The sequence below is a fragment of the Nicoliella sp. ESL1149 genome (genome assembly GCF_058107265.1).
The window spans coordinates 1,258,908-1,283,067 of the sequence record NZ_JBYLUE010000002.1 but is presented as its reverse complement, the minus strand read 5'-3'; the positions used below and the strand labels follow the sequence as shown (position 1 = coordinate 1,283,067).

The 24,160-nt window shown below is 35.0% G+C and carries 28 protein-coding genes and 2 other annotated features; of the genes, 3 read left to right on the top strand and 25 right to left on the bottom strand.

Translation table 11 applies throughout. From position 1 onward, the window contains the following. Window positions 1-20: 20 nt before the first annotated feature. Entirely contained in the window at window positions 21-1,979 is a 1,959-nt protein-coding gene (gene parE / locus AC3B6G_RS06265; RefSeq protein ID WP_489849529.1) for a DNA topoisomerase IV subunit B, read from the bottom strand. A gap of 170 nt (window positions 1,980-2,149) precedes the next feature. On the opposite strand from parE, the gene plsY reads away from it, so the two are divergent. Next, on the top strand, window positions 2,150-2,770 hold the full coding sequence (gene plsY, locus AC3B6G_RS06260; protein WP_489849528.1) for a glycerol-3-phosphate 1-O-acyltransferase PlsY: 621 nt from the start codon (window positions 2,150-2,152) through the stop codon (window positions 2,768-2,770). A 58-nt stretch (window positions 2,771-2,828) separates the two neighbouring features. Here the strand turns inward: plsY and greA are convergent, their stop codons facing one another. The 8 genes from greA to AC3B6G_RS06220 all read right to left on the bottom strand — a co-directional run bounded on the left by greA (window position 2,829) and on the right by AC3B6G_RS06220 (window position 10,533). After that, window positions 2,829-3,302: a transcription elongation factor GreA gene (gene greA / locus AC3B6G_RS06255; protein ID WP_489849527.1), complete on the bottom strand. Its 474-nt coding sequence runs from the start codon at window positions 3,300-3,302 to the stop codon at window positions 2,829-2,831. Window positions 3,303-3,350: 48 nt separating this feature from the next. Next, a complete protein-coding gene (gene udk, locus AC3B6G_RS06250; RefSeq protein WP_489849526.1) occupies window positions 3,351-4,028 on the bottom strand; it encodes a uridine kinase in 678 nt (225 codons plus the stop codon). 16 nt (window positions 4,029-4,044) lie between these two features. Then, complete coding sequence (gene mltG, locus AC3B6G_RS06245; RefSeq protein WP_489849525.1) at window positions 4,045-5,127, bottom strand: endolytic transglycosylase MltG; 1,083 nt, start codon at window positions 5,125-5,127, stop codon at window positions 4,045-4,047. Between the two features lie 45 nt (window positions 5,128-5,172). After that, window positions 5,173-7,587 (bottom strand): phenylalanine--tRNA ligase subunit beta, encoded by a 2,415-nt coding sequence (gene pheT, locus AC3B6G_RS06240; RefSeq protein WP_489849524.1) that lies wholly within the window; start codon window positions 7,585-7,587, stop codon window positions 5,173-5,175. A gap of 17 nt (window positions 7,588-7,604) precedes the next feature. Continuing rightward, complete coding sequence (gene pheS, locus AC3B6G_RS06235) at window positions 7,605-8,645, bottom strand: phenylalanine--tRNA ligase subunit alpha (protein ID WP_489849523.1); 1,041 nt, start codon at window positions 8,643-8,645, stop codon at window positions 7,605-7,607. A gap of 37 nt (window positions 8,646-8,682) precedes the next feature. After that, window positions 8,683-8,899 (bottom strand) — a binding site (T-box leader). Window positions 8,900-8,942: 43 nt separating this feature from the next. Then, complete coding sequence (locus AC3B6G_RS06230; protein ID WP_489849522.1) at window positions 8,943-9,251, bottom strand: winged helix-turn-helix transcriptional regulator; 309 nt, start codon at window positions 9,249-9,251, stop codon at window positions 8,943-8,945. Window positions 9,252-9,270: 19 nt separating this feature from the next. Beyond that, entirely contained in the window at window positions 9,271-9,735 is a 465-nt protein-coding gene (locus AC3B6G_RS06225) for an HD domain-containing protein (RefSeq protein WP_489849521.1), read from the bottom strand. Between the two features lie 30 nt (window positions 9,736-9,765). Then, complete coding sequence (locus AC3B6G_RS06220; protein ID WP_489849520.1) at window positions 9,766-10,533, bottom strand: TrmH family RNA methyltransferase; 768 nt, start codon at window positions 10,531-10,533, stop codon at window positions 9,766-9,768. A 77-nt stretch (window positions 10,534-10,610) separates the two neighbouring features. On the opposite strand from AC3B6G_RS06220, the gene AC3B6G_RS06215 reads away from it, so the two are divergent. Together AC3B6G_RS06215 and yidC are read left to right on the top strand one after the other, a co-directional pair. Then, window positions 10,611-10,880, top strand: coding sequence for an acylphosphatase (locus AC3B6G_RS06215; RefSeq protein WP_489849519.1), 270 nt, complete (start codon window positions 10,611-10,613; stop codon window positions 10,878-10,880). A 73-nt stretch (window positions 10,881-10,953) separates the two neighbouring features. Beyond that, on the top strand, window positions 10,954-11,907 hold the full coding sequence (yidC, locus tag AC3B6G_RS06210; protein WP_489849518.1) for a membrane protein insertase YidC: 954 nt from the start codon (window positions 10,954-10,956) through the stop codon (window positions 11,905-11,907). Between the two features lie 99 nt (window positions 11,908-12,006). Here the strand turns inward: yidC and rpmF are convergent, their stop codons facing one another. The 16 genes from rpmF to nrdR all read right to left on the bottom strand — a co-directional run bounded on the left by rpmF (window position 12,007) and on the right by nrdR (window position 24,157). Further along, window positions 12,007-12,186 carry a 50S ribosomal protein L32 gene (gene rpmF / locus AC3B6G_RS06205; protein WP_489849517.1) on the bottom strand — a complete coding sequence of 60 codons (180 nt, stop codon included), beginning with the start codon at window positions 12,184-12,186 and terminating at the stop codon, window positions 12,007-12,009. 52 nt (window positions 12,187-12,238) lie between these two features. Further along, window positions 12,239-12,796: a DUF177 domain-containing protein gene (locus tag AC3B6G_RS06200; protein ID WP_489849516.1), complete on the bottom strand. Its 558-nt coding sequence runs from the start codon at window positions 12,794-12,796 to the stop codon at window positions 12,239-12,241. A 76-nt stretch (window positions 12,797-12,872) separates the two neighbouring features. After that, window positions 12,873-13,994, bottom strand: coding sequence for a nucleotidyltransferase (locus tag AC3B6G_RS06195; protein ID WP_489849515.1), 1,122 nt, complete (start codon window positions 13,992-13,994; stop codon window positions 12,873-12,875). A gap of 4 nt (window positions 13,995-13,998) precedes the next feature. Next, entirely contained in the window at window positions 13,999-14,355 is a 357-nt protein-coding gene (gene rsfS / locus AC3B6G_RS06190) for a ribosome silencing factor (RefSeq protein WP_489849514.1), read from the bottom strand. A 1-nt stretch (window position 14,356) separates the two neighbouring features. After that, window positions 14,357-14,980 (bottom strand): bis(5'-nucleosyl)-tetraphosphatase (symmetrical) YqeK, encoded by a 624-nt coding sequence (gene yqeK / locus AC3B6G_RS06185; RefSeq protein WP_489849513.1) that lies wholly within the window; start codon window positions 14,978-14,980, stop codon window positions 14,357-14,359. Next, window positions 14,973-15,611 carry a nicotinate-nucleotide adenylyltransferase gene (locus AC3B6G_RS06180; protein WP_489849512.1) on the bottom strand — a complete coding sequence of 213 codons (639 nt, stop codon included), beginning with the start codon at window positions 15,609-15,611 and terminating at the stop codon, window positions 14,973-14,975. Before AC3B6G_RS06180 ends, yqeK begins: the two co-directional genes overlap by 8 nt. Further along, window positions 15,612-15,923 carry a ribosome assembly RNA-binding protein YhbY gene (gene yhbY, locus AC3B6G_RS06175; protein ID WP_489849511.1) on the bottom strand — a complete coding sequence of 104 codons (312 nt, stop codon included), beginning with the start codon at window positions 15,921-15,923 and terminating at the stop codon, window positions 15,612-15,614. Between the two features lie 12 nt (window positions 15,924-15,935). Then, window positions 15,936-17,057, bottom strand: a complete 1,122-nt coding sequence (gene yqeH / locus AC3B6G_RS06170) for a ribosome biogenesis GTPase YqeH (RefSeq protein ID WP_489849510.1) — start codon at window positions 17,055-17,057, stop codon at window positions 15,936-15,938. A gap of 10 nt (window positions 17,058-17,067) precedes the next feature. Then, complete coding sequence (locus AC3B6G_RS06165; protein WP_489849509.1) at window positions 17,068-17,580, bottom strand: YqeG family HAD IIIA-type phosphatase; 513 nt, start codon at window positions 17,578-17,580, stop codon at window positions 17,068-17,070. A 118-nt stretch (window positions 17,581-17,698) separates the two neighbouring features. Further along, entirely contained in the window at window positions 17,699-18,055 is a 357-nt protein-coding gene (gene rplT, locus AC3B6G_RS06160) for a 50S ribosomal protein L20 (RefSeq protein WP_489849508.1), read from the bottom strand. Window positions 18,056-18,089: 34 nt separating this feature from the next. Continuing rightward, the gene (rpmI, locus tag AC3B6G_RS06155; protein ID WP_489849507.1) at window positions 18,090-18,281 is read right to left on the bottom strand and encodes a 50S ribosomal protein L35; all 192 of its coding nucleotides are present in this window, start codon (window positions 18,279-18,281) and stop codon (window positions 18,090-18,092) included. Between the two features lie 18 nt (window positions 18,282-18,299). Next, the gene (infC, locus tag AC3B6G_RS06150; RefSeq protein ID WP_489849506.1) at window positions 18,300-18,806 is read right to left on the bottom strand and encodes a translation initiation factor IF-3; all 507 of its coding nucleotides are present in this window, start codon (window positions 18,804-18,806) and stop codon (window positions 18,300-18,302) included. A 34-nt stretch (window positions 18,807-18,840) separates the two neighbouring features. Then, window positions 18,841-18,969, bottom strand: a sequence feature (ribosomal protein L20 leader region). 44 nt (window positions 18,970-19,013) lie between these two features. After that, a complete protein-coding gene (gene thrS, locus AC3B6G_RS06145) occupies window positions 19,014-20,963 on the bottom strand; it encodes a threonine--tRNA ligase (RefSeq protein ID WP_489849505.1) in 1,950 nt (649 codons plus the stop codon). Window positions 20,964-21,322: 359 nt separating this feature from the next. Beyond that, complete coding sequence (gene dnaI / locus AC3B6G_RS06140) at window positions 21,323-22,282, bottom strand: primosomal protein DnaI (protein WP_489849504.1); 960 nt, start codon at window positions 22,280-22,282, stop codon at window positions 21,323-21,325. Window positions 22,283-22,287: 5 nt separating this feature from the next. Further along, window positions 22,288-23,688, bottom strand: a complete 1,401-nt coding sequence (locus AC3B6G_RS06135; protein WP_489849503.1) for a DnaD domain protein — start codon at window positions 23,686-23,688, stop codon at window positions 22,288-22,290. Continuing rightward, a complete protein-coding gene (gene nrdR / locus AC3B6G_RS06130) occupies window positions 23,672-24,157 on the bottom strand; it encodes a transcriptional regulator NrdR (RefSeq protein WP_489849502.1) in 486 nt (161 codons plus the stop codon). The genes AC3B6G_RS06135 and nrdR overlap by 17 nt, the downstream gene beginning before the upstream one ends. Between the last annotated feature and the right edge of the window lie 3 nt (window positions 24,158-24,160).

Sequence of the window (24,160 nt, the reverse complement as noted above, 5' to 3'; positions counted from 1 at the left end):
TTGAAGGCATCCTTTCTTAACTATTTACTAGCATTATCTAAGATACTACCGTCTTCTTCTAAGTTAAATTGAACGTTATGTTCGATCCAGTCTCTTCTTGGGGCAACTTTATCACCCATTAGGGTAGTTACTCGTTGTTCAGCTAATTTAGCATCATCAATGTGAACTTGAATCAAAGTTCGATGATTAGGATCCATGGTAGTTTCCCATAGTTGATCCGCATTCATTTCACCAAGTCCCTTGAATCGTTGAAGGTTAAATGGTTTACTGTAATCTTTTTCTAAATTGGTCAATTCTTCGTTCGTCCAAGCATAACTGATCTTTTGCTTCCCTTTAACCTTCTTTTGAAGTTTATATAGAGGTGGTAAAGCAATGTAAACACGCCCTTGTTCGATCATTGGACGCATGTACTTATAGAAGAACGTTAATAATAGAATTTGAATATGAGCACCATCATCATCAGCATCGGTCATGATGATGATCTTATCATAATTTGCATCATCGATATTAAATTCTGAACCGACTCCAGCACCAATCGTATAAATCATGGTACTAATTTCTTCATTCTTCATGATATCAGGTAATTTTGCCCGTTCAGTGTTCAACACTTTTCCACGTAATGGCAAAATCGCTTGATGTTTTCTATCACGTCCCTGCTTAGCAGAACCGCCAGCAGAATCTCCTTCGACTAAGAAGAGTTCGTTTTCACTGGCATCTTTTGATTGAGCAGGCGTCAATTTCCCAGAAAGCAAACGTTCCCGTTTTTTACCCTTCTTACCATTTCGGCTTTCATCCCGGGCTTTCCGAGCCGCTTCTCTTGCTTGACGAGCTCGTAACGATTTTCGAACTAATCCTTGAGCAAATTCCCCATTTTCCATTAGGAAATAGGTTAATTTCTCAGCAACGACGCTATCAACGATTGAACGGGCTTCAGGAGTCCCTAATTTTTCTTTTGTTTGACCTTCAAATTGAAGATGTTCTTCTGGAATCATTAGTGAAATCACAGCAGAAAGACCCTCTCGAACATCACTACCTTCAAGATTCTTATCCTTAGCCTTTAATAACCCAACTTTTCGTGCATATTCATTGAAAGCTTTCGTCCACGCACTGCGGAATCCAGATTCATGGGTTCCACCATCCTTAGTCCGCACATTGTTAACGAACGATAATGTATTTTCGGTGTATCCATCATTATATTGAGCAGCAACCTCAACTTCAATGTCGTCACGTTTCCCGTCAAAATCCATTACCGGACCAATCGTGTGTTTGCCATCATTAAGATATTGAACGAATTCTTTAATTCCTTCGTCATACTTAAATGAATCAGATTGTTCATGACCAGCTCGTTCATCCGTTAAAGTGATTCGAATCCCCTTTAACAAGAATGCTGATTCACGAAGCCGTTCTTTTAACGTATCGTAGTTATAAATAACCGTCGTAAAGATATCGTGATCAGGTTTAAAAGTAATCGTCGTTCCCGAATGTTCACTTGTCTTACCAAGGTCATTTAAGGTTCCAATTGGTTTTCCACCATCATGAAACTCTTCTTGATATTTATGATGATCACGAACGATCGTTACCTCTAGTTTAGTGGAAAGCGCATTTACAACACTAGCTCCAACCCCATGTAATCCACCAGAAGTTTTATAACCACCGTTCTCACTAAATTTACCACCAGCATGAAGAACAGTTAAAATAACTTCTGGAGTTGGTTTTCCAGAAGAATGCATTCCAACTGGCATCCCCCGTCCATGATCACTAACGGTAATACTATTATCAGCGTGGATTGTAACTTCAATTTCGTCACCAAAGCCAGCTAAAGCTTCATCCACTGCGTTATCAACGATTTCATATACCAAGTGATGTAATCCATTCCCGTTTGTAGAACCAATGTACATTCCTGGTCGTTTTCTAACTGCTTCTAATCCTTCAAGTACTCGGATTGAAGAGTCATCATATTTATGGTTTGTTTTTACCATGCTTTAGAAACTCCTTTTTTAAACATACTAAATTATCATAACTTATTTTTTTTAATTTGCCAACAAAAATATACGAACGTTTGTTCTAAAATATAATAAAAAATTGCTAAAATTATTAAAAATGCTAAAATATTTCTATCAAGTTTATTTTTAATGGAGGAAAAAATACTTTGAAACTACTTATTTTGTTAATAGTAGCATACTTAATTGGGTCAATACCAAATGGAGTTTGGATTGGTAAGAAATTCTTTAACATTGATATTCGTCAACACGGATCTGGAAACATTGGAACCACAAATACAATTAGAGTTTTAGGTGTTAAAGCTGGTGTTACAGTGCTAATTCTAGACATGGCAAAGGGAACTTTAGCAACCCTTCTCCCGGTTCTCTTCAACTTACAAACTGCCAAACCAGTTGAACTCTTATTTGGAATCGTTGCAGTAATTGGTCATACCTTTTCAATCTTCGATAAATTCAAAGGTGGAAAAGCCGTTGCAACTAGTGCTGGAATGATATTAGCATATGATCCTAAACTATTTATTTTTTGTGTTTGCGTCTTTTTAATCACTTTATTCATTAGTAGCATGGTCAGTTTATCAAGCTTAATGACGTTTTCACTCGGAACGATTTATACTCTTTTTACCCATGATATTTACTTAGAAATAATGGCAATAATTTTAACCATTTTCGTATTTTACCGGCATCGTGATAATATTATTCGAATAAAAAATGGCAATGAGGATCTTGCCCATATTGGTTGGAATTACAAAAAGCATCAAAAAACATTATAAAATTAACTAAAAAAGATTATCGACAAGGGCATATCGATAATCTTTTTTAATTTACATATTATTCAACTTTATTAATTTTAACTTTCATGTCACCAGCTGGAACATTAATTACAACTTCTTCATCCAACTTATGACCTAAAAGTCCCTTGGCAATTGGTGAATCATTGGAAATCTTACCTGCCATTGGATCAGCTTCATCAGCTCCAACAATCTTATAAGTTTCAGGGTCACCATCTGGTAATTCAGTAAAAGTAACTTTTTTACCAACATTAACAGTATCACTATCAGCTTCATCATCACTAATTACTTCAGCATATTGAAGCATATGTTCAATCGAAGCGATTCGACCTTCCAACATACTTTGTTCATTCTTAGCGGATTCATATTCAGAATTTTCTGATAAATCCCCATATCCTAAAGCCACCTTAATTCGTTCAACAATTTTAGGACGTTGGTTCAAACGTAAATCATCTAATTCTTTTTCTAGTTTTTCTTTTCCTTCGACGGTCATTGGATATTTATCATCAGCCATACTCAATCTCTCCTTCTCAGTTATCTATTCATATTTATATTAAATAAGTTAAATCGTTGTGTCAACATTATTCTTTACTTGATGGTTCCCATGATCAGCTAAAACTGATTTAATCTTAGTGGTTAACAAATCAATTGCAACTGCGTTTTGACCGCCTTCAGGAACAATAATATCTGCATATCGCTTAGTTGGTTCGATAAATTCATGAAACATTGGACGAACAGTAGCAAGATATTGATTAATTACGGTATCAACCGTTCGACCTCGTTCTTTGGTATCGCGTTGAATTCTTCTGATTAAGCGAATATCATCATCCGTATCTACATAGACTTTGATATCCATTAAATCACGTAATCTAGGATCATCTAACGTTAGAATTCCTTCTAAAATAATTACATCACGTGGTTCTTGATGAATCGTCTTATCACTTCTCGTCAATTGCGAATAATCATAAACAGGTTTTGCAATTGGTTCGTAATTTAATAGCTGTTTTAATTGTTCTATCAATAAATCGGTATCAAATGCTAACGGATGGTCATAGTTCACTTGGCGGCGTTGTTCCATCGTCATATCAGATTGATCCTTATAGTAAGAATCTTGTTGCAGGATCATCAGTGAGCTACCACTCAAAGAATCAAAGATTGAACGACTAACCGTTGTTTTTCCACTACCTGAACCACCAGTCACACCAATAACGACTGGTCTTTTTTGCTTATTTTTAGTCATTGAATAACTCCTTTAACTATTGCGCAATATAGTTCTGTGAGTAATAAACCCGTTTAGTTTTTTCATTATAAACATAGTATAAATAACCAAATTGACGTTTAGATGGATACAAGACTGCCTTAATCGATTCATCACTCGGACTATCAATTGGTCCGGCTCCCGTACCACTATTTCGAAATAGGTTATAAGGAGAATTGATTTGATATTCCTTCTTACTAAATTTGGTTTTATCAGAATTTAAAGCATAGTTTAGAGCTGATTTAGAATTCAAAGGCAAAGCATAATTCATCCGATTCAGTAAAACACCACTAACGATTTGTTTATCTCGATAACTAATAGTTAAATTATCAATTAACGAAGCTAACGTTAACATCTCATGAACGGTCATCCCTTGACGTTTAATTCGGTCATAATAAGGTTTTAATTCTTGATTAGTATTATCAACCATCTCAGTAATTAATTCTTCTAGACTCTTATTCTTAGCATTATACGTACTTGGTGCTAAATAACCTTCTAGTCGATAACGAACGTTTTTTGCTTTCATCGCTGAAGAAAGTAACTTTGGATATTTTTTTGCCAAATTTTTGATCAACGTTTTATTCTGAAGAGCTTGTAAAAATTCTTTTCGACTATACTTTGTTCTTTGACCAACCTTTGTAGCAATCATCGTAACAGAATCACCATTAAGAACATTTACCTTATCACGAATACTGTTAAATGATTGTGATGAGCCACCTTCTTTTAGCTTATCAGCAATTTGAGTCAAAGTCATTGAAGGTGAGAATCGATAATAGCCAGATCGAAAGTTATTAATATTATGTGATTTAACATAATAATTAAACACAAATCCACTTTTAATAATATTATCGTTTTGTAAAATTGAACCAATCTTACGATTAGAGGCTCCCATTGGAATGTTAACTTCCTGTTCACTTTTATCGTTCCGATTCAATGGCTTTAAAGCTGTTTTTACATAATGATGACCTAGAATAATTAATGCCCCAGCCAGAATTATCAAAATGGTAATCATCGAAATAATTATCTTTCGGACTATTTTAGGTTCTTTTGTGCTTTGAGCATTATCATTTGTTTTTTTCAAGATGCGTCCTCCTCCGTTTTATATTAATTCTGAAACTAAAATTAATTAACGGATTTCAGCGTTAAATTCATCTTGGAGTGCTTTTTGAACCTTATCAAAAGCCTTTGTTACAACTTCATCCTTTAAAGTATCATTTGGATTTTGATAAGTTAAGGAATAAGCCATTGACTTCTTACCGCTCTCAACATGTTCTCCTTCATAAACATCAAAAAGATGAATATTCTTCAAGAAAGCCCCGCCTCGTTTGTTAATAACATCAACAATTTGTTGATTCGTTACATCAGTATTAACAACTAAAGCAATATCACGACTAATGGAAGGATATTTAGAAATTGGTTGATATTGTTGATCATGGGCGGGCATGTTCATTAATTCGTCTAAGTCCATTTCAAACACGTACGTTGGCTTGATCTTGAATGCCTCAGCAATTGATGGATGAACTTGACCAATAAAACCGACTTTATGATCATGAACTAAAATGTCAGCTGTTCTACCTGGATGCATTTCAGGAATTTCTGATGTCGCAACATATTTAACTTCACCATTAATTTCTAAATCATCCAATAAAGCATTTACCATTCCCTTGATTTGATAAAAATCGACCGGTTGATCTTTAACATGCCAAGTAGAACTATTCAATGTTCCTGAAATAGCTCCGGCAACGTGTTCTACTTCACTAGGGCGAACTTGATCTTGACTGTCCTTATAAAAGACCCGACCTTGTTCATATAAAGCAACATTATCGACGCTCCGGGCTTGATTATAAGCAATATCATTCAAAAGACCACTGATCAAGTTCATCCGAAGGGTTGTATGTTCACTACTCATTGGAAAGTCCAAATTCGTTTCAAAACTATCCTGCATCATGAACATATTTGCTTTTTCAGAAGTCGTTAATGAATATGAAATGGCATGATTCAATCCGGCACCTTCTAACAAATGACGAACTTGACGAATCGTTTTTTGTTTAGGTGTCAATGCTCCAATTGTCATTGGGGTTTCTGGAAGTGTTGATGGTAGATTATCGTATCCATAAATTCGTGCCACTTCTTCAAATAAGTCGGCGGGAATATGAATATCCCATCTTCTAGTTGGAACGGTTACAGTAATATCATCGCCACTCAATTCAGTTCCAAAACCTAATCGATTAAAAATCTTTTCAATATCTGAAGCACTAATATCGGTTCCTAAAACACTATTAATTCGACTAATCTTAGTTTTAACAACTACTGGTTCAGCTTTTTCTTCTAATGCTGTGACAGTTGATGGTGCTACTTGGCCATTAGCTAATTCTTGAATTAATTCAGCGGCAGCATCAAGAGCTTCTTGAACACCGTTTTGATTTACACCACGTTCGAAACGTTGGGAAGCTTCTGTATGAAGAACGTGTTGACGGGCTGTCTTTCGAATATTAATTGGATCAAAAACGGCACCTTCTAAGACTACGTTTTGGGTCTGATTGCTAATTTCTGCAGAAGTTCCACCAATGATTCCAGCTAATGCAAGAGGCTTTTCATCATCAGCAACCACGATATCTTTATCATCTAAAGTTCTTTCTTGATCATCTAAAGTCGTAATTTTTTCTTCATTTTTGGCGTAACGAAGGGTTAAATGATTTCCTGAAATCTTTTGAGCATCATAAGCATGTAATGGTTGCCCATACTTAAGCATAATATAGTTGGTAACATCAACCACATTATTGATTGGTTTAATATCAGCATTCCATAATGCAATTTGAAGCCACAATGGACTTGCTTGAATCTTAACGTTATTGATAACTCTTAATTTATAAGTCTTAGCAATTGATTTATCAGCAGAAGCTTTAATTTGATCACTAGCTGCCTTAACATCATCTTCCTTTAAATTAGGATGATCTAACGTTAATGACAAATCATAGATTGCTGCAATTTCATGTAAAGAACCATATAAACTTAACATATCCCCACGGTTAGGAGTAACGTCTAAATCAATCAATTCATCATCCATACCAATGTATGAATAGACATCGTCCCCCAACTTAGCATCGTCTGGTAAAAAGTAAATTCCATCTGACCATTCATCAGGAACAACTTCCTTTGGAATGCCAATTTCATCTAATGCACAAAGCATCCCGTTAGATTGAATTCCGCGCATCTTAGAACGTTTAATTTTAACATTCCCAGCAACTCTTGCTCCATGAACAGCAGTAATTACTTTCTTTCCAACTTCAACGTTAGGTGCTCCACAAACGATTTGAAGTGGTTCATCCTCCCCTACGTCAACCTGACATACATTCAAGTGATCAGAGTCTGGATGAGGTTCGATCGATACGATTTTACCAACAATCAGTTTTTTTAATCCATCACATGGTTTTTTAACAGAATCAACTTCAACGGCAGTTCTTTCAATCTTTTCTCCTAGTTGTGCTGCTGAAACTTTTAATGGTAAATATTTTTTAACCCAATTATATGATAATTTCATTAATAAATTGCCCTCCTTTAGTTAAATTGTGATAAGAAACGAACATCATTGAGGTAGAAGTCACGAATATCATCGACCCCATATTTCAACATTGCTAATCGATCTGGACCAAGTCCAAAAGCGAACCCGTTATATTCTTCAGGATCAACACCTGCATTTCTCAATACGTTCGGGTGAACCATTCCGGCACCAAGAACTTCGATCCAACCAGAACCCTTACATACTTTGCATCCCTTTCCCATACAATTAAAACAAGTAATATCAGCTTCAACGGATGGTTCGGTAAATGGGAAGTAGCTAGGTCTCATTCGAACTTGGAACTTATCCCCAAATAACTTATGAGTTAATAATTCTAACGTTCCCTTTAAATCAGCCATGGTAATATTCTTATCAACGACCATTCCTTCAACTTGATGGAATTGGTGAGAATGAGTAGGATCGTCAGTATCCCGGCGGTAAACGATTCCGGGAGAGATCATCTTTAAAGATCCCTTAGAAAAATCATGTTTTTCAAGCGTCCGAGCTTGCATTGGTGAGGTTTGCGTACGCATTAAAATCTCTTTTGTGATATAGAAAGTATCTTGCATATCACGAGCAGGATGATCTTTAGGTAAGTTCATCATTTCAAAGTTATATTTATCTTCTTCAACTTGGGGACCGCTTAAAACTTCATAACCCATCCCTAAGAATAAATCACTAATTTCATCAATAATGGATTGAATAACGTGAGGATGTCCCTTAGCAATTGGTGTTGCTGGTAAAGTTACATCAATTTTTTCGTTTGCTAACTTTTTATCCAAAGCAGCTTTATTTAATGTAGCCATTCGTTCATCAATAGCAGCTTGAAGATCATCTCGAACCTTATTAGCAAAGCTACCCACTTTAGGACGTTCTTCAACCGGTAAATCACGAATTCCCCGTAAGACTTGAGTAATAACTCCCTTCTTACCTAATAGGTGAACCCGAACTTTAGTGTTCAAATCCTTAATCGTATCAATTTCTTGAATTTGCTTTAATCCGTCTTCACGAATCGTTTTTAATTCATCTTGTAATGACATCTTTTTCCTCCTTAAAATAAAAAAAGCTCCATCCCATAAAAGGGACGAAGCATCGCGGTACCACCCTAGTTCAAAACTATGAATCAGTTTTACACTCACAGCCAATAACGGTGACAACCGGATATTTTTCGTTTGATTTAAATCAAAATCCCAACATCTGTTCCGAAAATGAATTCAGTGCTCAATGATTATTCTCAGTAAATCATAATCTCCCTGTAAAATAGCACTTACTACTTTTTCATCATTACATTTCATCCATAAAAAATAATAACCTCTAATTCACTTAAGGTCAAGGGCTTAATACCACTTATCTCCCCATTGGTGAATTAAATTTAAAATTGGCCCTAATTCATAACCTTTTTCTGTCAATTGATAACGAATTTTATGATCATTTTTTTCTTTAATAATGATTTCATCATTCACTAAATCCTTTAGTCGTTCAGTCAAAACACGATCGCTACAATCTTCAACCATGTTTGCAATATCTGAAAAGCGAACTGGGTCATTATGCTTAATGAAACTTTCTAAAATTAAACCATTCCATTTTCGTCCTAAAATATGAAACGCTTTTTCAAATTTTTCACATAATTCTACTTGATTCTCCAATTAATTTCCTCCTAATATTTTAGTGATGAAACAGCTTCTTGATTCGCTTTCGTAACGGTAATAAGAACTCATGAATCGCAGCGTAATCATCCACTAATGAAACAATTACACTTTCTCTATATTTAGGTCGTGCTAACGTAAATCCCCACATATGCTTTAAAATGATATCCCGTTCCATCGGTGATAATTTAGTAATTTGTTCAGCATTTTGTAATGCAACCCGTGGATGAATAAAAGCATGCGTTCCTAGATTAAACTTCGTTACCCTCCAATCATAAAAGAACAAATCATGAAGTAAGCCACCCCGTGCAGCCGCTTTATAATTTAGATGCAACCGTTTGGCAATCCGATAACTAACGTAGGAAACGTATACAGAATGTTTCAATCTGGTTGAATGATGATGTTGAACAATATTAGCCATTTTCTGGACAATCGGTTGTTTCAATAAATCACCCACAACTGCAATGTATTGTTTATCATTCATCGCTTGCTGATAATCCGTAAGCCATCACCTCTACTTGTGTAATTCAAACATTAAAATCCCAGCTGCAATTGCAACGTTCAATGATTCAGCATTTCCCTTCATTGGAATAAAAATATTAGCAGTGGTTTTTTCTAATAATTCTTTTTGCATCCCATTACCTTCGTTCCCCATAATAATGGCAAAGTTTTCTTGTGGTTCAACATCACGAAGACTAACTGCTTTGGGATTTAGTTCACTTCCGTATACCGGAATTTGATTCTTTTTAAAGTTTTGAATCCATTCAGTTAGATTACCAGTATAAACTTTTAAGTGAAACTGACTTCCCTGCATTGAACGAACGACTTTTGGATTAAATCGACTTGCTGTTCCCTCACCAAATACAACTCCAGTAAATCCGGTTGCATCAGCTGTTCGAACCATCGTTCCAATATTTCCAGCATCCTGAATTTGATCTAATAATAACCAACTGCCCGTAAAATCATCATTAGTCTCCTCCTTTAAAACAGGTAGGTCTGCAACTGCAAATACTCCCTGAGGGGTTTTGGTAGAAGCAATATGTTTAGCGATTTCTTCACTAATAATGATTATCTTATCATCATCAGTTAAATATTCACGATATTGCTCATAACGTGATTCAACCACCATAATGTGTTTTAATGGGTAGTGTGCCATAAGGGCTTCTTTTACTAAGTGCCAACCTTCTAATAGGTATGCATTTTGTTGGATTCGCCCTTTTTTACTCTTCAATTTATACCAGTTTTTAACATGTTGATTTTGATTTGATAATATTTTTTCCATTTGTATTGACCTCGAATCATATGTAAGGTAATTTTACCATATGTAATTTAGAATTGGTAAGGTGGTGAACTGATTTTATGGGAACTAAAGAAATAATCGTTAACGGTCTCATCCAAGGCGTCGGCTTTCGATGGACAACTTTACTAGTTGCTGAAAAGTTGAACATTAAGGGTTACGTCCAAAACTGTGATAATGGAACGGTTTTAATTCACGCTCAAGGAACTAGTGAACAAATGAAAACTTTTATTCAAAAAATTAAAGCTAGCCCAACGCCATACGCTAAAATTGATTCAGTTAAAATAAGTGAATGTGATGATGAACCATATTCAAATTTTACGATTCATTAGAAAAATTGAAAAAATCACTTAAATCAAGTAAGATTATTGCTAGTCATTAAATTAAAATATGAAGGAGTTCATCATGTTAAAGAAACACAAGAAATTGAGTTTATTCTTAGCTGCTTCACTAATGGTCACGATTTTAAGTGGTTGTTCTGCTGGAAGTGCTAATAGTAAACCAACCGGATTTCCGTATGGATTCATTTACAAGTATCTAGCGGTTCCTGGACAAAACATTATGGGATGGTTAGCTCATTTTGTTGGTGGATATGGTTGGGCCTTAATTGTTTTAACCTTTATTGTTCGATTGATCTTATTGCCAATGATGGTTAAACAAATGCGCCAATCTACCACTCAACAAGAAAAAATGAGTTTGATCCGTCCACAAATGAAGAAAATTCAAGCCGTTCAACAAAATGCTAAGACCCAAGAAGAACGAATGAAGGCTAGCCAAGCCATGATGATGTTATATCGTGAAAATAACATTAGCATGACTGGTGGAATTGGTTGTTTACCAATCATAATTCAACTTCCTGTTTTTGCTGCTTTGTATGAAGCCATTCGTTATTCAAATGAATTATCTAAAACCTTTTTCTTTGGAATTCAATTAGGAAAACCAAACATCGTTTTAGCAATCCTAGCTGCAGCTAGCTATGTTATTCAAGCATGGTTATCAGCCAAAAATCTTCCAGCTGAACAAGCGAAAACAATGAAACCAATGTTATTCATTAGCCCATTGTTCATCCTGTTCATTTCGTTCAGTGCCCCAGCTGGTTTAGGAATTTATTTCTTGATTGGTGGAATTTTTGCATGTATCCAAACCATCATCATTAATTTATATCGTCCTAAGATCAAACGTGAGATTGCTGAACAAGCTAAGAAAAATCCACCAAAGGATGTTATTAGTGAATTGAACTTAGACAAAGTTGCAGATGAAGAAAATAATGATTCATCAGCAGATGTTAAAGACAAACAAACATCTTCATCACTAGATGAAAAGAATCGAAAACGTAACGCCGGAAAACAAAATCGATAATCTTAAAAGATTGCTGTTGATAAACAGCAATCTTTTTTTACAATAAAAAAAGCATTCAGAACCCATGGTGTCCTGAATGCTTTTATATTTTGCTAGGAATTAGTTGTTAGCATTAACAACGTCTTTACCATCGTAGTATCCACAGTTTGGGCAAACGACGTGAGACTTACGTAATTCACCACAGTTTGGACAAGGTGTTAAACCAGGTACAGACAATTTGATGTGTCCGCGACGCATACGCTTTCTAGCCTTAGATGTCTTTCTCTTAGGTACAGCCAATTTGAAAACCCCCTTTTTGTAAAATATCCACTAGTGTTTTTAAAAGTCTTGTTTAATCATTAGAGTCCTTAAAAAAGTCCTTTAACTTCGCAAGACGTGGATCAACATGTTTTGAATCTGCCTTTGGATTTTTATAATCATGTTCAGAAATAACTTTCCAATCATTTCCTTTAGGCATTACCCCATGATTTTTTTCTTCTTCAGACAGGATATGCATTGGGATTTGAGTAATCACGTTATCGCTAACTGCTTTATCAAAATCAATGCAACCATCATCACCAACTACTAAGATAACGTCTTCAGTGTCTTTTTCTTCTAACTTAGCTAACGCTTCTTTCGTTGGAACATAAATCTCATTAAATGAGAAATCTAATGGTAATTTAACTGGTGTTAGTGAGCGGGAAGAAGGAACCGTAATTTGTCCCTTTACCTCCGCGTTAAGGATTGCATTCCCATGCTCATATAAAACGTAGGCATGTGCTTTAACTGGCTCAGCATCCAGAATTTGACTTGAATATCGATTTAAAAAATCTTTTTTCAAATCTAACGTTACATCAACTGATAACGGAACATTTGTATAATCAGCTAATTGATCTAATGACCATTTCACAGAAAAATACCCCCTAATGCAACAGAAATAATTATACATACCATAAAATTACTTGTCAAGGTAATCTCCTTGATAGCTACTTAATAATCGGGTGTTGGAAGTAATCCTGCATTTTTCCCGATTGGAGTGTTAATAGCATTCCGGATTTAACAGTCCATGGTAGTTCTTTTTGAAACTCTTTTTGGCCAGGTGTCGTGATGATTGGAACGCCCGCTTGTTTCTTAATTTGTTTCAGATAGCGCTGGCCAATATGATCAAAACCCAAAATGCGAATATTTTTAATTTGCTTAAGTTTAAAATTATTTTCAGCTTTAATCAATAAATAAAATAATAGCCTTTGTAAACGTCCATATGAGTATCGTTTTGTTTTAATCATTGTCATAAATTCATCAAATTTACTACATGTAATCGCAGCTTTTTTCAATCGATGTTCGATTCCTTCATTCATTTGATAAATTTTTTTTAACTGATCTAACGACGATTCAATCAGTTGGTAGCGAATCAATGGCCAGAAATCAGCTAACTGATATAGATGTTGATTTATTAATTCATTATTAGGAACATATTTATCCACGTTTTGTGAACTAAAAATTGCTCGTCTAATGGCCGAACCGCTATTAATATTATCAGATTTTAACTTGGAGTCGATGTGGTCACTACCAATTCGTTGAACTGGTAACAACTGGATATTAGATTTTAAATCGTATTTTGCTCTAGCGTAACCAAGTGCTAACACATCGTTTGCTAAATTAACCTGATATCCTGTTTTTTGTTGAACCAGTTGTTGAAACTGCGCAGCATATGATAAATCATAATTTTGAAACGCATGATGGTTATCATCAACTTGAATTTGAGCTAATTCATCAAAAGGTAAATCTGGATGTTCACACCCAAATGCTAAATAATTACTTTGAATCATTTCAGCAATTTGAACTCCACCACTTGCAAAAATATCAGCAGCTTGGACTGAAAAATTGACGGGTAATTCAATCACAAGATTGATTCCATTATTTAATGCCATTAAAGTTCGAATCCATTTATCAACAATTGCTGGTTCACCACGTTGCATCCAATTTCCACTCATAATTGCGACCATTACATCAGCATGACTTAACCGTTTTGCCTGACTTAATTGATAAAGATGACCATTATGAAAAGGATTATATTCAGCAATGATCGAACAAGCTGTTAACTTCATTTATTTATTCTTCGACCCATTTACTAACATCAACTTGAGGCGCATCAGACCATAATTTCTCGAGGTTATAAAATTCACGAGTATCCTTTTGGAAAACATGAACAATAACATCCCCTAAATCGATTAAAATCCACTTAGCGCTATTTTTACCTTCAACTTGACCAGCTGGAAAACCATTCTTATTACTAGTTTCAATAATTGAATCAGCAATCGCTTTAACTTGACGATTAGAACTTGCATCCATAATCACCACATAATCAGCCATTAAACTAATATTTTCCATATTTAGAGCCACAATATTATGAGCTCTTTTATCGTCAGCAGCTTTTACCACTAATTCTAAAATTTCTTTGCTGTCCATCTTAACTCTCCTTGCGATATAAATCGGAAGATGGTACCCATGCATTATAGGTATTAATCATCTTCGGATAAATTTTCTTGTTTGATTTAACTAAAAATTTTAAAGTGTTTTTAGTTTGATAAGCAACCCCATTTTGTAAATTATCAAAAGTAACTTTTCGAGCTTCTTCAACTTTATCAAAAGTCCGTCCCATTTCAATATAATCAGCCATATAAGTAATTTGAGCTAATTTTGACATGTGCGGATTCCCAATCGTGTGATACTTAACAGCATTTAAAATATCAATGTCATTGATCCCTAATTCATTTTTAATTAGGATCCAGCCGACATATCCATGCCAAATCGAACGACTGTAATTCAATAAATCAGGATCTAACTTATAATCCTTGATTACTTTAATAAAGTCTTCGGCAGGACGTTGTTTAGCATAATCATGAACTAAACCAGCAATACTTGCCTTTTCTTCATCTTCACCATTTAAGCGAGCTAATTTAATTGCCATTTGTTCAACTCGTTTACAATGTTCAAAACGAGATGTTGTAAGTGCTTCATCCAAACGATGAATTAATTCATCTCGACTAAATGGAACGATATTTTCATGATAAGTTAATATTACTTCATTCATATAAATGATGCTCCTTTATATAATCTCTAACTTCATCTGGAACTAGATATCGAATTGATTGTTTTAGGCTGACTTTTCTTCTGATGTCTGTCGAAGATAATCTCATAGTAGGAATATCGACCCAAATAATTGGAAAATCAGTTCTTCTTGAATATCCATGACGTTTTACTCCAACAAATCGAACTAACCCAAAAAGATCATGAACACGATACCATTTTGGTAAATATGCAACCATATCACCACCAATGATAAAGTAATAATCATTTTCTGGATGTTCTTCCGTCATTTTTTTCATTGTATCGTAAGTAAAACTTTTCCCACCACGTTCAATTTCTGCTAATTCCAATGATAAATGAGGATTATCATCAATCGCTAAGTTAAGCATATCAATTCTTTTATCTGCATCAATTGCCGTCTTTTTATCAACATGCGGTGGAATAAAATCAGGCATGAGCCGAACTTCATCTAAACATAATTGGTTTCGAACTTGATCCGCAATAATCAAATGCCCAATATGAACCGGGTTAAAAGTCCCACCTAAAATACCAATTCTACGACGATTTCTCTCTTCTTCAAATAATGTTTGGGGTTGAGGTCTGTACCCAAAACCACTCTCGTTATCAATTCTCATTTAAATGCTCTCAACAGCTAATGAGATATGTTGACGGCCAGGACGTTTTGACTTTAAGAATAGTAATAAAGTCTTTCCAATCACTTGAACGACCTGAACCGAACTATTCTGTTCAATGTATTCTGCAGCTTCATCTGGAGTAATCGCCGCATTTTGTAAAATATTAACCTTAATTAACTCACGGTTGTTCAAGGCATCTACAACATGTTCTAACCAATTATCATCAATTCCACTTTTGCCAATTGAAAAAATAGGCCGTAAATGATTAGCTTGCGATCTTAAATAACGCTTTTGCTTTCCTCTTAATTGCATATTTTTCACTCCTTAAATCATTGATCTTCTCAGTAAGACAGCAACTCCCTTAGGAGCCCATCCAGCAATTATGACATCCTTAGGAACAGATACCCAGCCAAGACCTTCTATTACAAGATCAGATTTATAATGAGTTTTAAATTCATAACGAACCATCTTTGGAAAATCTTTTAGTGTTTCTTCAGTTGGGGGGGTCAATAATTCTCCAACATGTTTATCATAAAATTCATCGGCATTCTCTAGTTTCGTTCGATGAACTAAAAGCGTGTTTTCAACGAATACCGTAAAGCCTTTTTTACCAAGCCCCTTAATATAATCAAAACGCCCAACTCCACCTAAGAAAAGGGTTTGTTCAGGATTCAATTGATAAGAACGTGGCTTGATTTTCTTTTGTGGCGAAACAAACTTTAGTTCTTTACTAGTTAAATAATGTGCCATTTGATCCTTATGGATAATCCCAGGAGTATCAATGATTGATTTTCCATCTTCAAGTGGTATTTTAATTTGATCTAAAGTTGTCCCTGGAAAACGAGAAGTTGTTATTAAATCTTTAATTCCAGAGTTTTGTCGAATGATTTGATTAATTAAAGTAGATTTACCAACGTTGGTGACCCCAACGACGTAAACATCCTTTCCTTTTCGATACTTATCGATTTCTTTTAACAAATCATCAACAGATTGATTTGTCTTAGCAGAAACCAAACTTACGTTAATTGGTCGCAGTCCAGCTTCGTTTGAACGTTGACGAATCCAATCCTTTAACTTACTTTCTTTAAACGAAGAAGGAAGTAGGTCAGCTTTATTAGCTACTAACATGATTGGATTATCTCCAACAAAACGGGCCAACCCAGGAATTAAGCTTCCATTAAAGTCAAATACATCCATTACGTAAACCACTAATGAATTTGAATCTCTAATTTGGCTTAACAGATGTCTAAAATCATCATCCGTTAAACTTACTGGTGCAATCTCATTATAATGTCTGAGTCTAAAACAACGTTGACAATAAATATCTTGTTCATCGTTTTCAGCATACTTCTTCATTGTAGATGAAGGAACATAACCAATTTCATTTTTATCATCACTTTGTAATACTGCACCACAACCAATACAACGTAATTCGTTATCTGTCATTTAATATCTCCTAACAACGTAAGTCTGGATACTTACGAACCAAACGTTTTAAAATTTGTTTTTCCATCACCCGATTAATTCGAGTATTCAAAGCATCAGTTTTAACTAATGGCTTGACCCAGATGCTTTTCACTCCACTATTATTAGCACCTAGAATGTCGGTCAGTAACTGATCACCAACCATTACGATTTCATTTTTCTGTAATTTATAACGCTTCAAGCCACGGTCAATTCCTAGTGAAGACGGTTTTAATGCCCTAGAAACAAATGGTAATTTTAAATTATCTGCTGCTTTCTTGACCCGACCATGTCGATTATTAGAAACAATAATCAATTTAATATGTGCATCCGCAATTTCATTCATCCACTTCCATGTTTCAGCGGTTCCATTGGGACGATTCCAAGGAATTAGAGTGTTATCTAAATCAGTAAAAATTGCTTTAATCCCCTGGGCCTTAAGAAACTCTGGGGTAATATCGTAAATACTATCTCTAGTCCAAGTGGGTTTAAAACGATCAATCAATTTATCCAACTCCTTAAAATTTATGTATTCGAGATGAAGGGCTTCATCTCTATTATAACTAATATACTAAAAAACTCCCACTAACTGCAATTGCTAGTGAAAGTTTAATAATTTTAGATTAAGCTAAAGCTTTTTTAGCTTGATCTGCTAATTGCTTGAAAGCATCAGCATCATTAACAGCTAAGTCAGCTAACATCTTACGGTTAATTTCGATATTAGCAGTCTTTAAACCGTGCATTAATTGACTGTAGCTCAAACCATTCATCCGTGCAGCAGCATTAATACGAACAATCCATAACTTTCTGTATTGGATCTTGTTGTTACGACGGTCACGGAAAGCATAAGTCCGGGACTTCATAACTTGGTCTTTAGCTGTTTTGAATAATTTACTCTTAGCACCGCGGTAACCTTTAGCAGCCTTTAAGACTCTCTTACGACGGGCACGTGTAACTGTTCCACCTTTAACTCGTGGCATATTGAATTCCTCCTATTTAAATAACATTAAAAAATTACTTTAATAAACTTTGGTATTTCTTTAAGTGAATTGGATTAATTGTGTGAGTTCCACGTAAATGACGACGTTGCTTCTTAGTCTTACCATGGAAACGGTGACTAGTGAACGCATGAGCACTCTTTAAGTTACCCTTAGCAGTCTTTTTGAAACGCTTTGCTACGGCACGATTAGTTTTAATCTTAGGCATAGAAAAAACTCCTTCTTATTATTTGTTTTGATCACTTGGAGCGAGCATTAAGAACATGCTACGACCATCCATTTTAGCTCTTTGAGTGACAGTTGCGACATCTTTTGTTGAATCTGCCATTCGGTTCAATACGTCACGACCAATTTCCTTATGGGTAATGGCCCGACCTTTAAAACGAATAGAAACTCTCACTTTTGCGCCTTTACTCAAGAATTCACGGGTTCGGTTCAATTTAGTATTGAAATCATTCGTATCAATCGTAGGACTTAAACGAATTTCCTTCATGCTAACTGTCTTTTGACGTTGTCTTGATTTACGGGCTTTCTTTTGTTGTTCAAAACGGTACTTCCCATAATCAATAATCTTTGCAACTGGTGGTTTAGCTTTTGGTGCCATCAATACTAAATCTAAGTTAGCTTCTTCGGCCATTCTTAGAGCTTCTTTAGTATCTTTAACACCTAATTGTTCTCCGCCAGCAGAAATTAAACGAACGCTAGTAGCGCGAATTCCTTCATTAACTATCATATCGTTTGCTATGGTGATTCACCTCCAAGTTAATTAAAAAGCAGAAAAGCGGGAAGACATAAGTCTCCCCGCTTTTTGAACTCACTAAAAATGAGTTAATCCGATCATTAGCCCAGCAATTAAAATTACTAAGGCGAGAAGCGGGTAGCCTCTGCTTTTTCAATACTTAATATATTACATCATTTATTTTGATTTGTCAAAAGAAAATTAATCTTCACGAGAGTAGTTAGCAATATCGTGTTGAATTTCTTTTACAAAGTCATCAAAACTTTCTTCTTTACTATCATCATGACCATAACGACGAACAGATACATTACCACTGTTCATTTCATCATCACCTACAACTAAAGTGTATGGAATCTTGTGGGTTTGAGCATCACGAATTAAGTAACCCATCTTTTCACCACGTTCGTCAACTTCTGAACGAAGCTTCAAAGTTCGAAGCTTATCATTAAGTTTCTTAGCGTAGTCCCCATGTTTGTCCATACTTACAGGAATAATCTTAACTTGCTTTGGTGATAACCAAGTTGGGAATGCACCCTTGTATTGTTCGATCAAGTAAGCCGTAAATCTTTCCATTGTTGAAACTAATCCACGGTGAATCATAACTGGACGATGTTCTTGACCATCTTCACCAACGTAATGTAAATCAAAACGTTCTGGTAACATGAAGTCTAATTGAATCGTGGAAAGAGTTTCTTCGTTTCCTAAAGCAGTGTAAGTTTGAACATCCAACTTAGGACCGTAGAAAGCGGCTTCCCCTTCAGCTTCAACATAGTCAAGGTTAAGGTCATCCATGGCTTTCTTTAACATGGATTGAGACTTGTTCCACATTTCATCATCATTAAAGTACTTTTCAGTATTCTTAGGATCACGGTAACTAAGACGGAAGTGATATTCCTTAATATCGAAATCATTGTAAACATCCATCATTAAGTGAAGAATCTTCTTGAATTCGTCTTCAATTTGGTCTAAACGAACAAAAGTGTGTCCGTCATTTAAAGTCATTTCACGAACCCGTTGTAAACCACTTAAAGCACCTGATTTTTCAAAACGATGCATCATTCCCAATTCAGCAATCCGTAATGGTAATTCACGATATGAACGGATATGATGGTTATAAATTTGGATATGAGAAGGACAGTTCATTGGACGTAATTCAAGTTCTTCACCGTCACCCATATCCATAGGTGGGAACATGTCTTCACGGTAGTGAGCCCAGTGACCAGAAGTCTTGTAAGCATCCAAGTTCATAAGAACTGGGGTGATAACGTGTTGGTAACCATTAGCAACTTCCTTGTCAACAATGTAACGGGAAATTACTCGACGAACAGTTGCACCATTAGGCATCCAATATGCTAAACCTGCTCCAACTTTAGGGTCAACGAAGAATAAATCTAACTTGTTACCGATAACCCGGTGATCACGTTCCTTAGCTTCTTGACGTTTCTTTAAGTCAGCTTCTAAATCAGCTTTCTTGAAGAAGGCAGTAGCATAAATTCTTTGTAACATTGGGTTAGATGATTTACCTTCCCAATATGCACCAGCAACTGATAACAACTTGAATTGTTTAATATCCTTAGATGAAGGTAAAACAACCCCTTCAGATAAACCAAGGTAATCACCGATTTGATAGAAGTCAACTTTCCCATCAACAGCGAACTTGTTAACTAACTTAGCTTGATAAGGATCGCCATCAACTTGCTTCAAAGCTTCATCAAGACTCAATGTCTTTCTTTCAAGAACAACGTTTTCCTTGATCATTTTACGCATCCGGTCTTCAACTTCGGATAATTCATCAGCACTAACTTGACCTTGGTCACCACGACGGTCCGTATCAACATAAAAACCATCTTCGTCGGCCACGCTTTCACCGAATTGAATATCACTAAAGTCATCAGCTAAAGCTGCCTTCAAAACTTGAGCGGCAGTTTGTCTTAAAACTTGAAGACCTTCCTTAGTATCTGGTGTAACGATTTCGATTTTTCCACCCTTGCTTAATGATTCATCTATTGATACTAATTTACCATCAATCTTACCAGCAACGGCCTTTTTTGCTAAGCTAATTGAAATGCTTTTAGCAATATCTTCAGTTGTAACGCCATCATCAAATTTTTTAACGCTACCATCTGGAAATTCAAATGAAAGTTGTGCCATGTTTATATCCCCTTTTAATGTATTGATTTATTATTCTTGAATAAAAAAAACGTCCCTGTGCACACAAAATGTACACGAGGGACGTCATTAACGTGGTTCCACCCAGATTAAGCATAATAATTACTATGCCACTCTAATTATCTTAACGCGATAAAACGGTTTAACATTTCCGTTAAACATTAGAGAAAGTGGTAATTCAAATTATCATCCAGAAGACTTCCAGTTATAATCTTCATTCCCTGAGAACAACTAAATTTAAATCTTGTCTTTCGTTAATTTTATTCAAAAATTATTTACAATTGTTATTAAACACCTTTTCAGATTTAAAGTCAACCAAAAGCAACTTGGATTTAGTTAACTTAAAAACGGTGATTATCTCCAACGAATTTGTACTCTCTAGAAAGATAACGGACTCGTTGCATTAACCGTTCTGCCTTAACTAAATCTTGATTACCATCTTTATCGATAGCTAAATATTTATTTTGTAATTCTTTCATTGAATAATTAGAACTAAAGAACGTTGTTAAATCATTCTGCATTCGATATTCCAAAATCACACCTAGAACCTCATCTCTAACCCACGGCGTAATTGTATCCGCTCCAATATCGTCTAAAAATAAAACTTCAGATTTCTTAATGAACGAAATTTTTTGTTCAAAAGTATTATCCTTGAAAGAGTTTTTAATATCCACAACAAAACTAGGAAAATGAACCATCGTTGATGGAATCCCTGACGAAACCAATTCATTGGCAATCGCACCCAATAGATATGTTTTCCCTACTCCATAATTACCGTATAAATATAATCCAGGTAAATATTCACGTTGATTAATATCCCGTCCTCTATTAGCAACGTACCGTTCTATGAAATCAATTGACCAAGTCCACAATTCACTTCTATTATTATCATTTTCCGTATGAAAATCGCTTAAACTAGCTCTTGAAATTTTCTTTGGCATTGAAAAAGCGTGAAATCGTTGTTCGATTGATTTATTTCGTTGTCTTTTAACAGTTTCTGCAGTTGGTTGATAAGCAACATCAATTCGACCGTTTTCCCAAATTAATTTAGGTGCATAACCTGGAACAACACCCTCTTCACCACGTTCAAACTTATTTCTTTGATCAACGAATTCATACAATTTAGCACTAGCATTATTAACATCTTGATCTGAAATATTGTTTTTCTTAATGAACGCCTTAACTTCAGGATCATTATAAATTGAATGAAGAATCCTTAGGTAGTTATTTTTCATCTCGCCATTATCATCAGAAATTGCATTGGAAACCGTTTTAAAATCATCATTGGACTTTTTGGTCATTTATATCACCTATTTTCTCGTAACCGTTTTAGTTTTTCTAAACTAGCTGCATTTTTTCGTTCCTGTTCCGGTGTAATTTGGTTGGCCTTACGATCATACTTTTCATTCATCCAATCTGGAACATCATTAACAATTCGAGGCTTAGATTTATAACCCTTTTTGTAAGTTCGATTATTATTCGATTTATTATATTCCTTAATTGCATTGATTGCATCAGCAGCAGTTTCAACATGATATTTCTGTAACCAATCATTAATGATTCGGTTCATCACAACGCCTTGTAAATTAGTATGATTAAGATCACAGAACAAATGGTAAATCAAAATATTAATAGCTCCCGTTGAAATCGAATGTCGACTAACAATTTCTTCGATCGATTGCATTTCATCTCGTCCTAAAAATGCCTTGCTATCCTTTTGTTGTTTAATTTTCCGGGCAAATTTAACTGGTGAATACTCTTGGGCAATTTTAACTAATGAACGTTGTTGTTCATCTAAATTCGAAACATTTTCATGGGAATGTTCATCTTTATCATTAGAACCACTTTGATGAGTGGCATTGAATTGCCGATTAATTAATAACTTTAATTTATCTAAGCTAAAAACGTTATTTCTTAAATTTGTCGCTTTCGTAATTAAAGTATTCATTTCAATCTCATCAATTCCATATAACTTACTAAGCTCGACAATATCTTTTTGACATCTTTTAACAGTCTCAACATTAACAAAGGATGAATTTAACATATCATATAATAGTTTCATGTTAAAAGTATCATCATTATCATGTTGAACATGATGTTTCTTATCTGCATTATCAACCTCAGAACGTTTTTTCCCATCGTTAATTGCTTCTGGTTGATTAATTAAATCATCATGATTGATATTAAAAACGCTTAAAAAATCATGAGAAATATTCTTTGCATCTCGAAATAAATCAAGCTTAGGAGGGATTAGTTCATGATTAAGCTGATGAAAATTCTTTTCTCCAACATTTTCTAATAGAGTCGTCGATAAAAGACTATCCTCAAAAAACTGTCGAGAACTCAAAGGTAAGACTAATTTATATATTACAAAAGGCCTTGACTCACTTTGTTGAATAAAGGTCTTCAAAAGGCCGGATGCTTCAAGACGGATTCGAGCTTGGTAAAGCTGTTGCGGATTAATATGCAATAATTGATATAGATCAGAATTTGGCTTTTGATGATATGCATTACTAGACAATCGAAAGTAATTCCAAAAATAATGAATCAAATTAGTAGCTATGATTCCAACGATTGGTTGATATAACATGTCGATCCGTTGTAACTGAATCTCTGATATAACATCATCAGAATAAATTAGCCAGCCGATATCTGGTTCAATATATCGTTCTTCATTTCCACTTGCTTCATTATTTTTTGTCATCATGAGCGTTGTTATCCTTATCACGTTTCATTACTTGAGTTAATTCATTATAAAAAACAGTCATGTCTTTAAATTGGCGATAAACACTAGCAAAACGAATGTAGGCAATTTCGTCAACAGAAGCCAATTCTTTCATTACGTGTTCCCCAATGATCTGACTAGAAATTTCATTTTCACCTAAAGAGCGTAATTCACTTTCGACTTTATCGACGACACTAGTCATTTTATCCATTGAAACTGGTCGTTTTTCAGCCGATCGAATGATTCCACGTAAAATTTTCTCACGATTAAATTCTTCACGATTTCCGTTTCTTTTAACAACCAATAATGGAGTTTCTTCAATTCGTTCAAAAGTAGTATAGCGATATCCGCATTCTTCACACTCCCGACGGCGTCGAATTACTTTTCCATCGTTAGAAGGGCGACTATCAATTACTCGCGAACCATTTTTATGACAACGTGGACATTGCATTAA

What these genes read in the sequence shown, in the direction of transcription:
- parE (WP_489849529.1), bottom strand. Translation starts at nt 1,979, where the DNA reads ATGGTAAAAACAAACCATAAATATGATGACTCTTCAATCCGAGTACTT.
- greA (WP_489849527.1), bottom strand. Translation starts at nt 3,302, where the DNA reads ATGGCTGATGATAAATATCCAATGACCGTCGAAGGAAAAGAAAAACTA.
- udk (WP_489849526.1), bottom strand. Translation starts at nt 4,028, where the DNA reads ATGACTAAAAATAAGCAAAAAAGACCAGTCGTTATTGGTGTGACTGGT.
- pheT (WP_489849524.1), bottom strand. Translation starts at nt 7,587, where the DNA reads ATGAAATTATCATATAATTGGGTTAAAAAATATTTACCATTAAAAGTT.
- pheS (WP_489849523.1), bottom strand. Translation starts at nt 8,645, where the DNA reads ATGTCATTACAAGATGAATTAAAAACGATTCGTGAAGACGGATTAAAG.
- AC3B6G_RS06225 (WP_489849521.1), bottom strand. Translation starts at nt 9,735, where the DNA reads ATGAATGATAAACAATACATTGCAGTTGTGGGTGATTTATTGAAACAA.
- AC3B6G_RS06220 (WP_489849520.1), bottom strand. Translation starts at nt 10,533, where the DNA reads ATGGAAAAAATATTATCAAATCAAAATCAACATGTTAAAAACTGGTAT.
- AC3B6G_RS06215 (WP_489849519.1), top strand. Translation starts at nt 10,611, where the DNA reads ATGGGAACTAAAGAAATAATCGTTAACGGTCTCATCCAAGGCGTCGGC.
- yidC (WP_489849518.1), top strand. Translation starts at nt 10,954, where the DNA reads ATGTTAAAGAAACACAAGAAATTGAGTTTATTCTTAGCTGCTTCACTA.
- AC3B6G_RS06195 (WP_489849515.1), bottom strand. Translation starts at nt 13,994, where the DNA reads ATGAAGTTAACAGCTTGTTCGATCATTGCTGAATATAATCCTTTTCAT.
- rsfS (WP_489849514.1), bottom strand. Translation starts at nt 14,355, where the DNA reads ATGGACAGCAAAGAAATTTTAGAATTAGTGGTAAAAGCTGCTGACGAT.
- yqeK (WP_489849513.1), bottom strand. Translation starts at nt 14,980, where the DNA reads ATGAATGAAGTAATATTAACTTATCATGAAAATATCGTTCCATTTAGT.
- AC3B6G_RS06180 (WP_489849512.1), bottom strand. Translation starts at nt 15,611, where the DNA reads ATGAGAATTGATAACGAGAGTGGTTTTGGGTACAGACCTCAACCCCAA.
- yhbY (WP_489849511.1), bottom strand. Translation starts at nt 15,923, where the DNA reads ATGCAATTAAGAGGAAAGCAAAAGCGTTATTTAAGATCGCAAGCTAAT.
- yqeH (WP_489849510.1), bottom strand. Translation starts at nt 17,057, where the DNA reads ATGACAGATAACGAATTACGTTGTATTGGTTGTGGTGCAGTATTACAA.
- rplT (WP_489849508.1), bottom strand. Translation starts at nt 18,055, where the DNA reads ATGCCACGAGTTAAAGGTGGAACAGTTACACGTGCCCGTCGTAAGAGA.
- rpmI (WP_489849507.1), bottom strand. Translation starts at nt 18,281, where the DNA reads ATGCCTAAGATTAAAACTAATCGTGCCGTAGCAAAGCGTTTCAAAAAG.
- infC (WP_489849506.1), bottom strand. Translation starts at nt 18,806, where the DNA reads ATGATAGTTAATGAAGGAATTCGCGCTACTAGCGTTCGTTTAATTTCT.
- thrS (WP_489849505.1), bottom strand. Translation starts at nt 20,963, where the DNA reads ATGGCACAACTTTCATTTGAATTTCCAGATGGTAGCGTTAAAAAATTT.
- dnaI (WP_489849504.1), bottom strand. Translation starts at nt 22,282, where the DNA reads ATGACCAAAAAGTCCAATGATGATTTTAAAACGGTTTCCAATGCAATT.
- AC3B6G_RS06135 (WP_489849503.1), bottom strand. Translation starts at nt 23,688, where the DNA reads ATGATGACAAAAAATAATGAAGCAAGTGGAAATGAAGAACGATATATT.
- nrdR (WP_489849502.1), bottom strand. Translation starts at nt 24,157, where the DNA reads ATGCAATGTCCACGTTGTCATAAAAATGGTTCGCGAGTAATTGATAGT.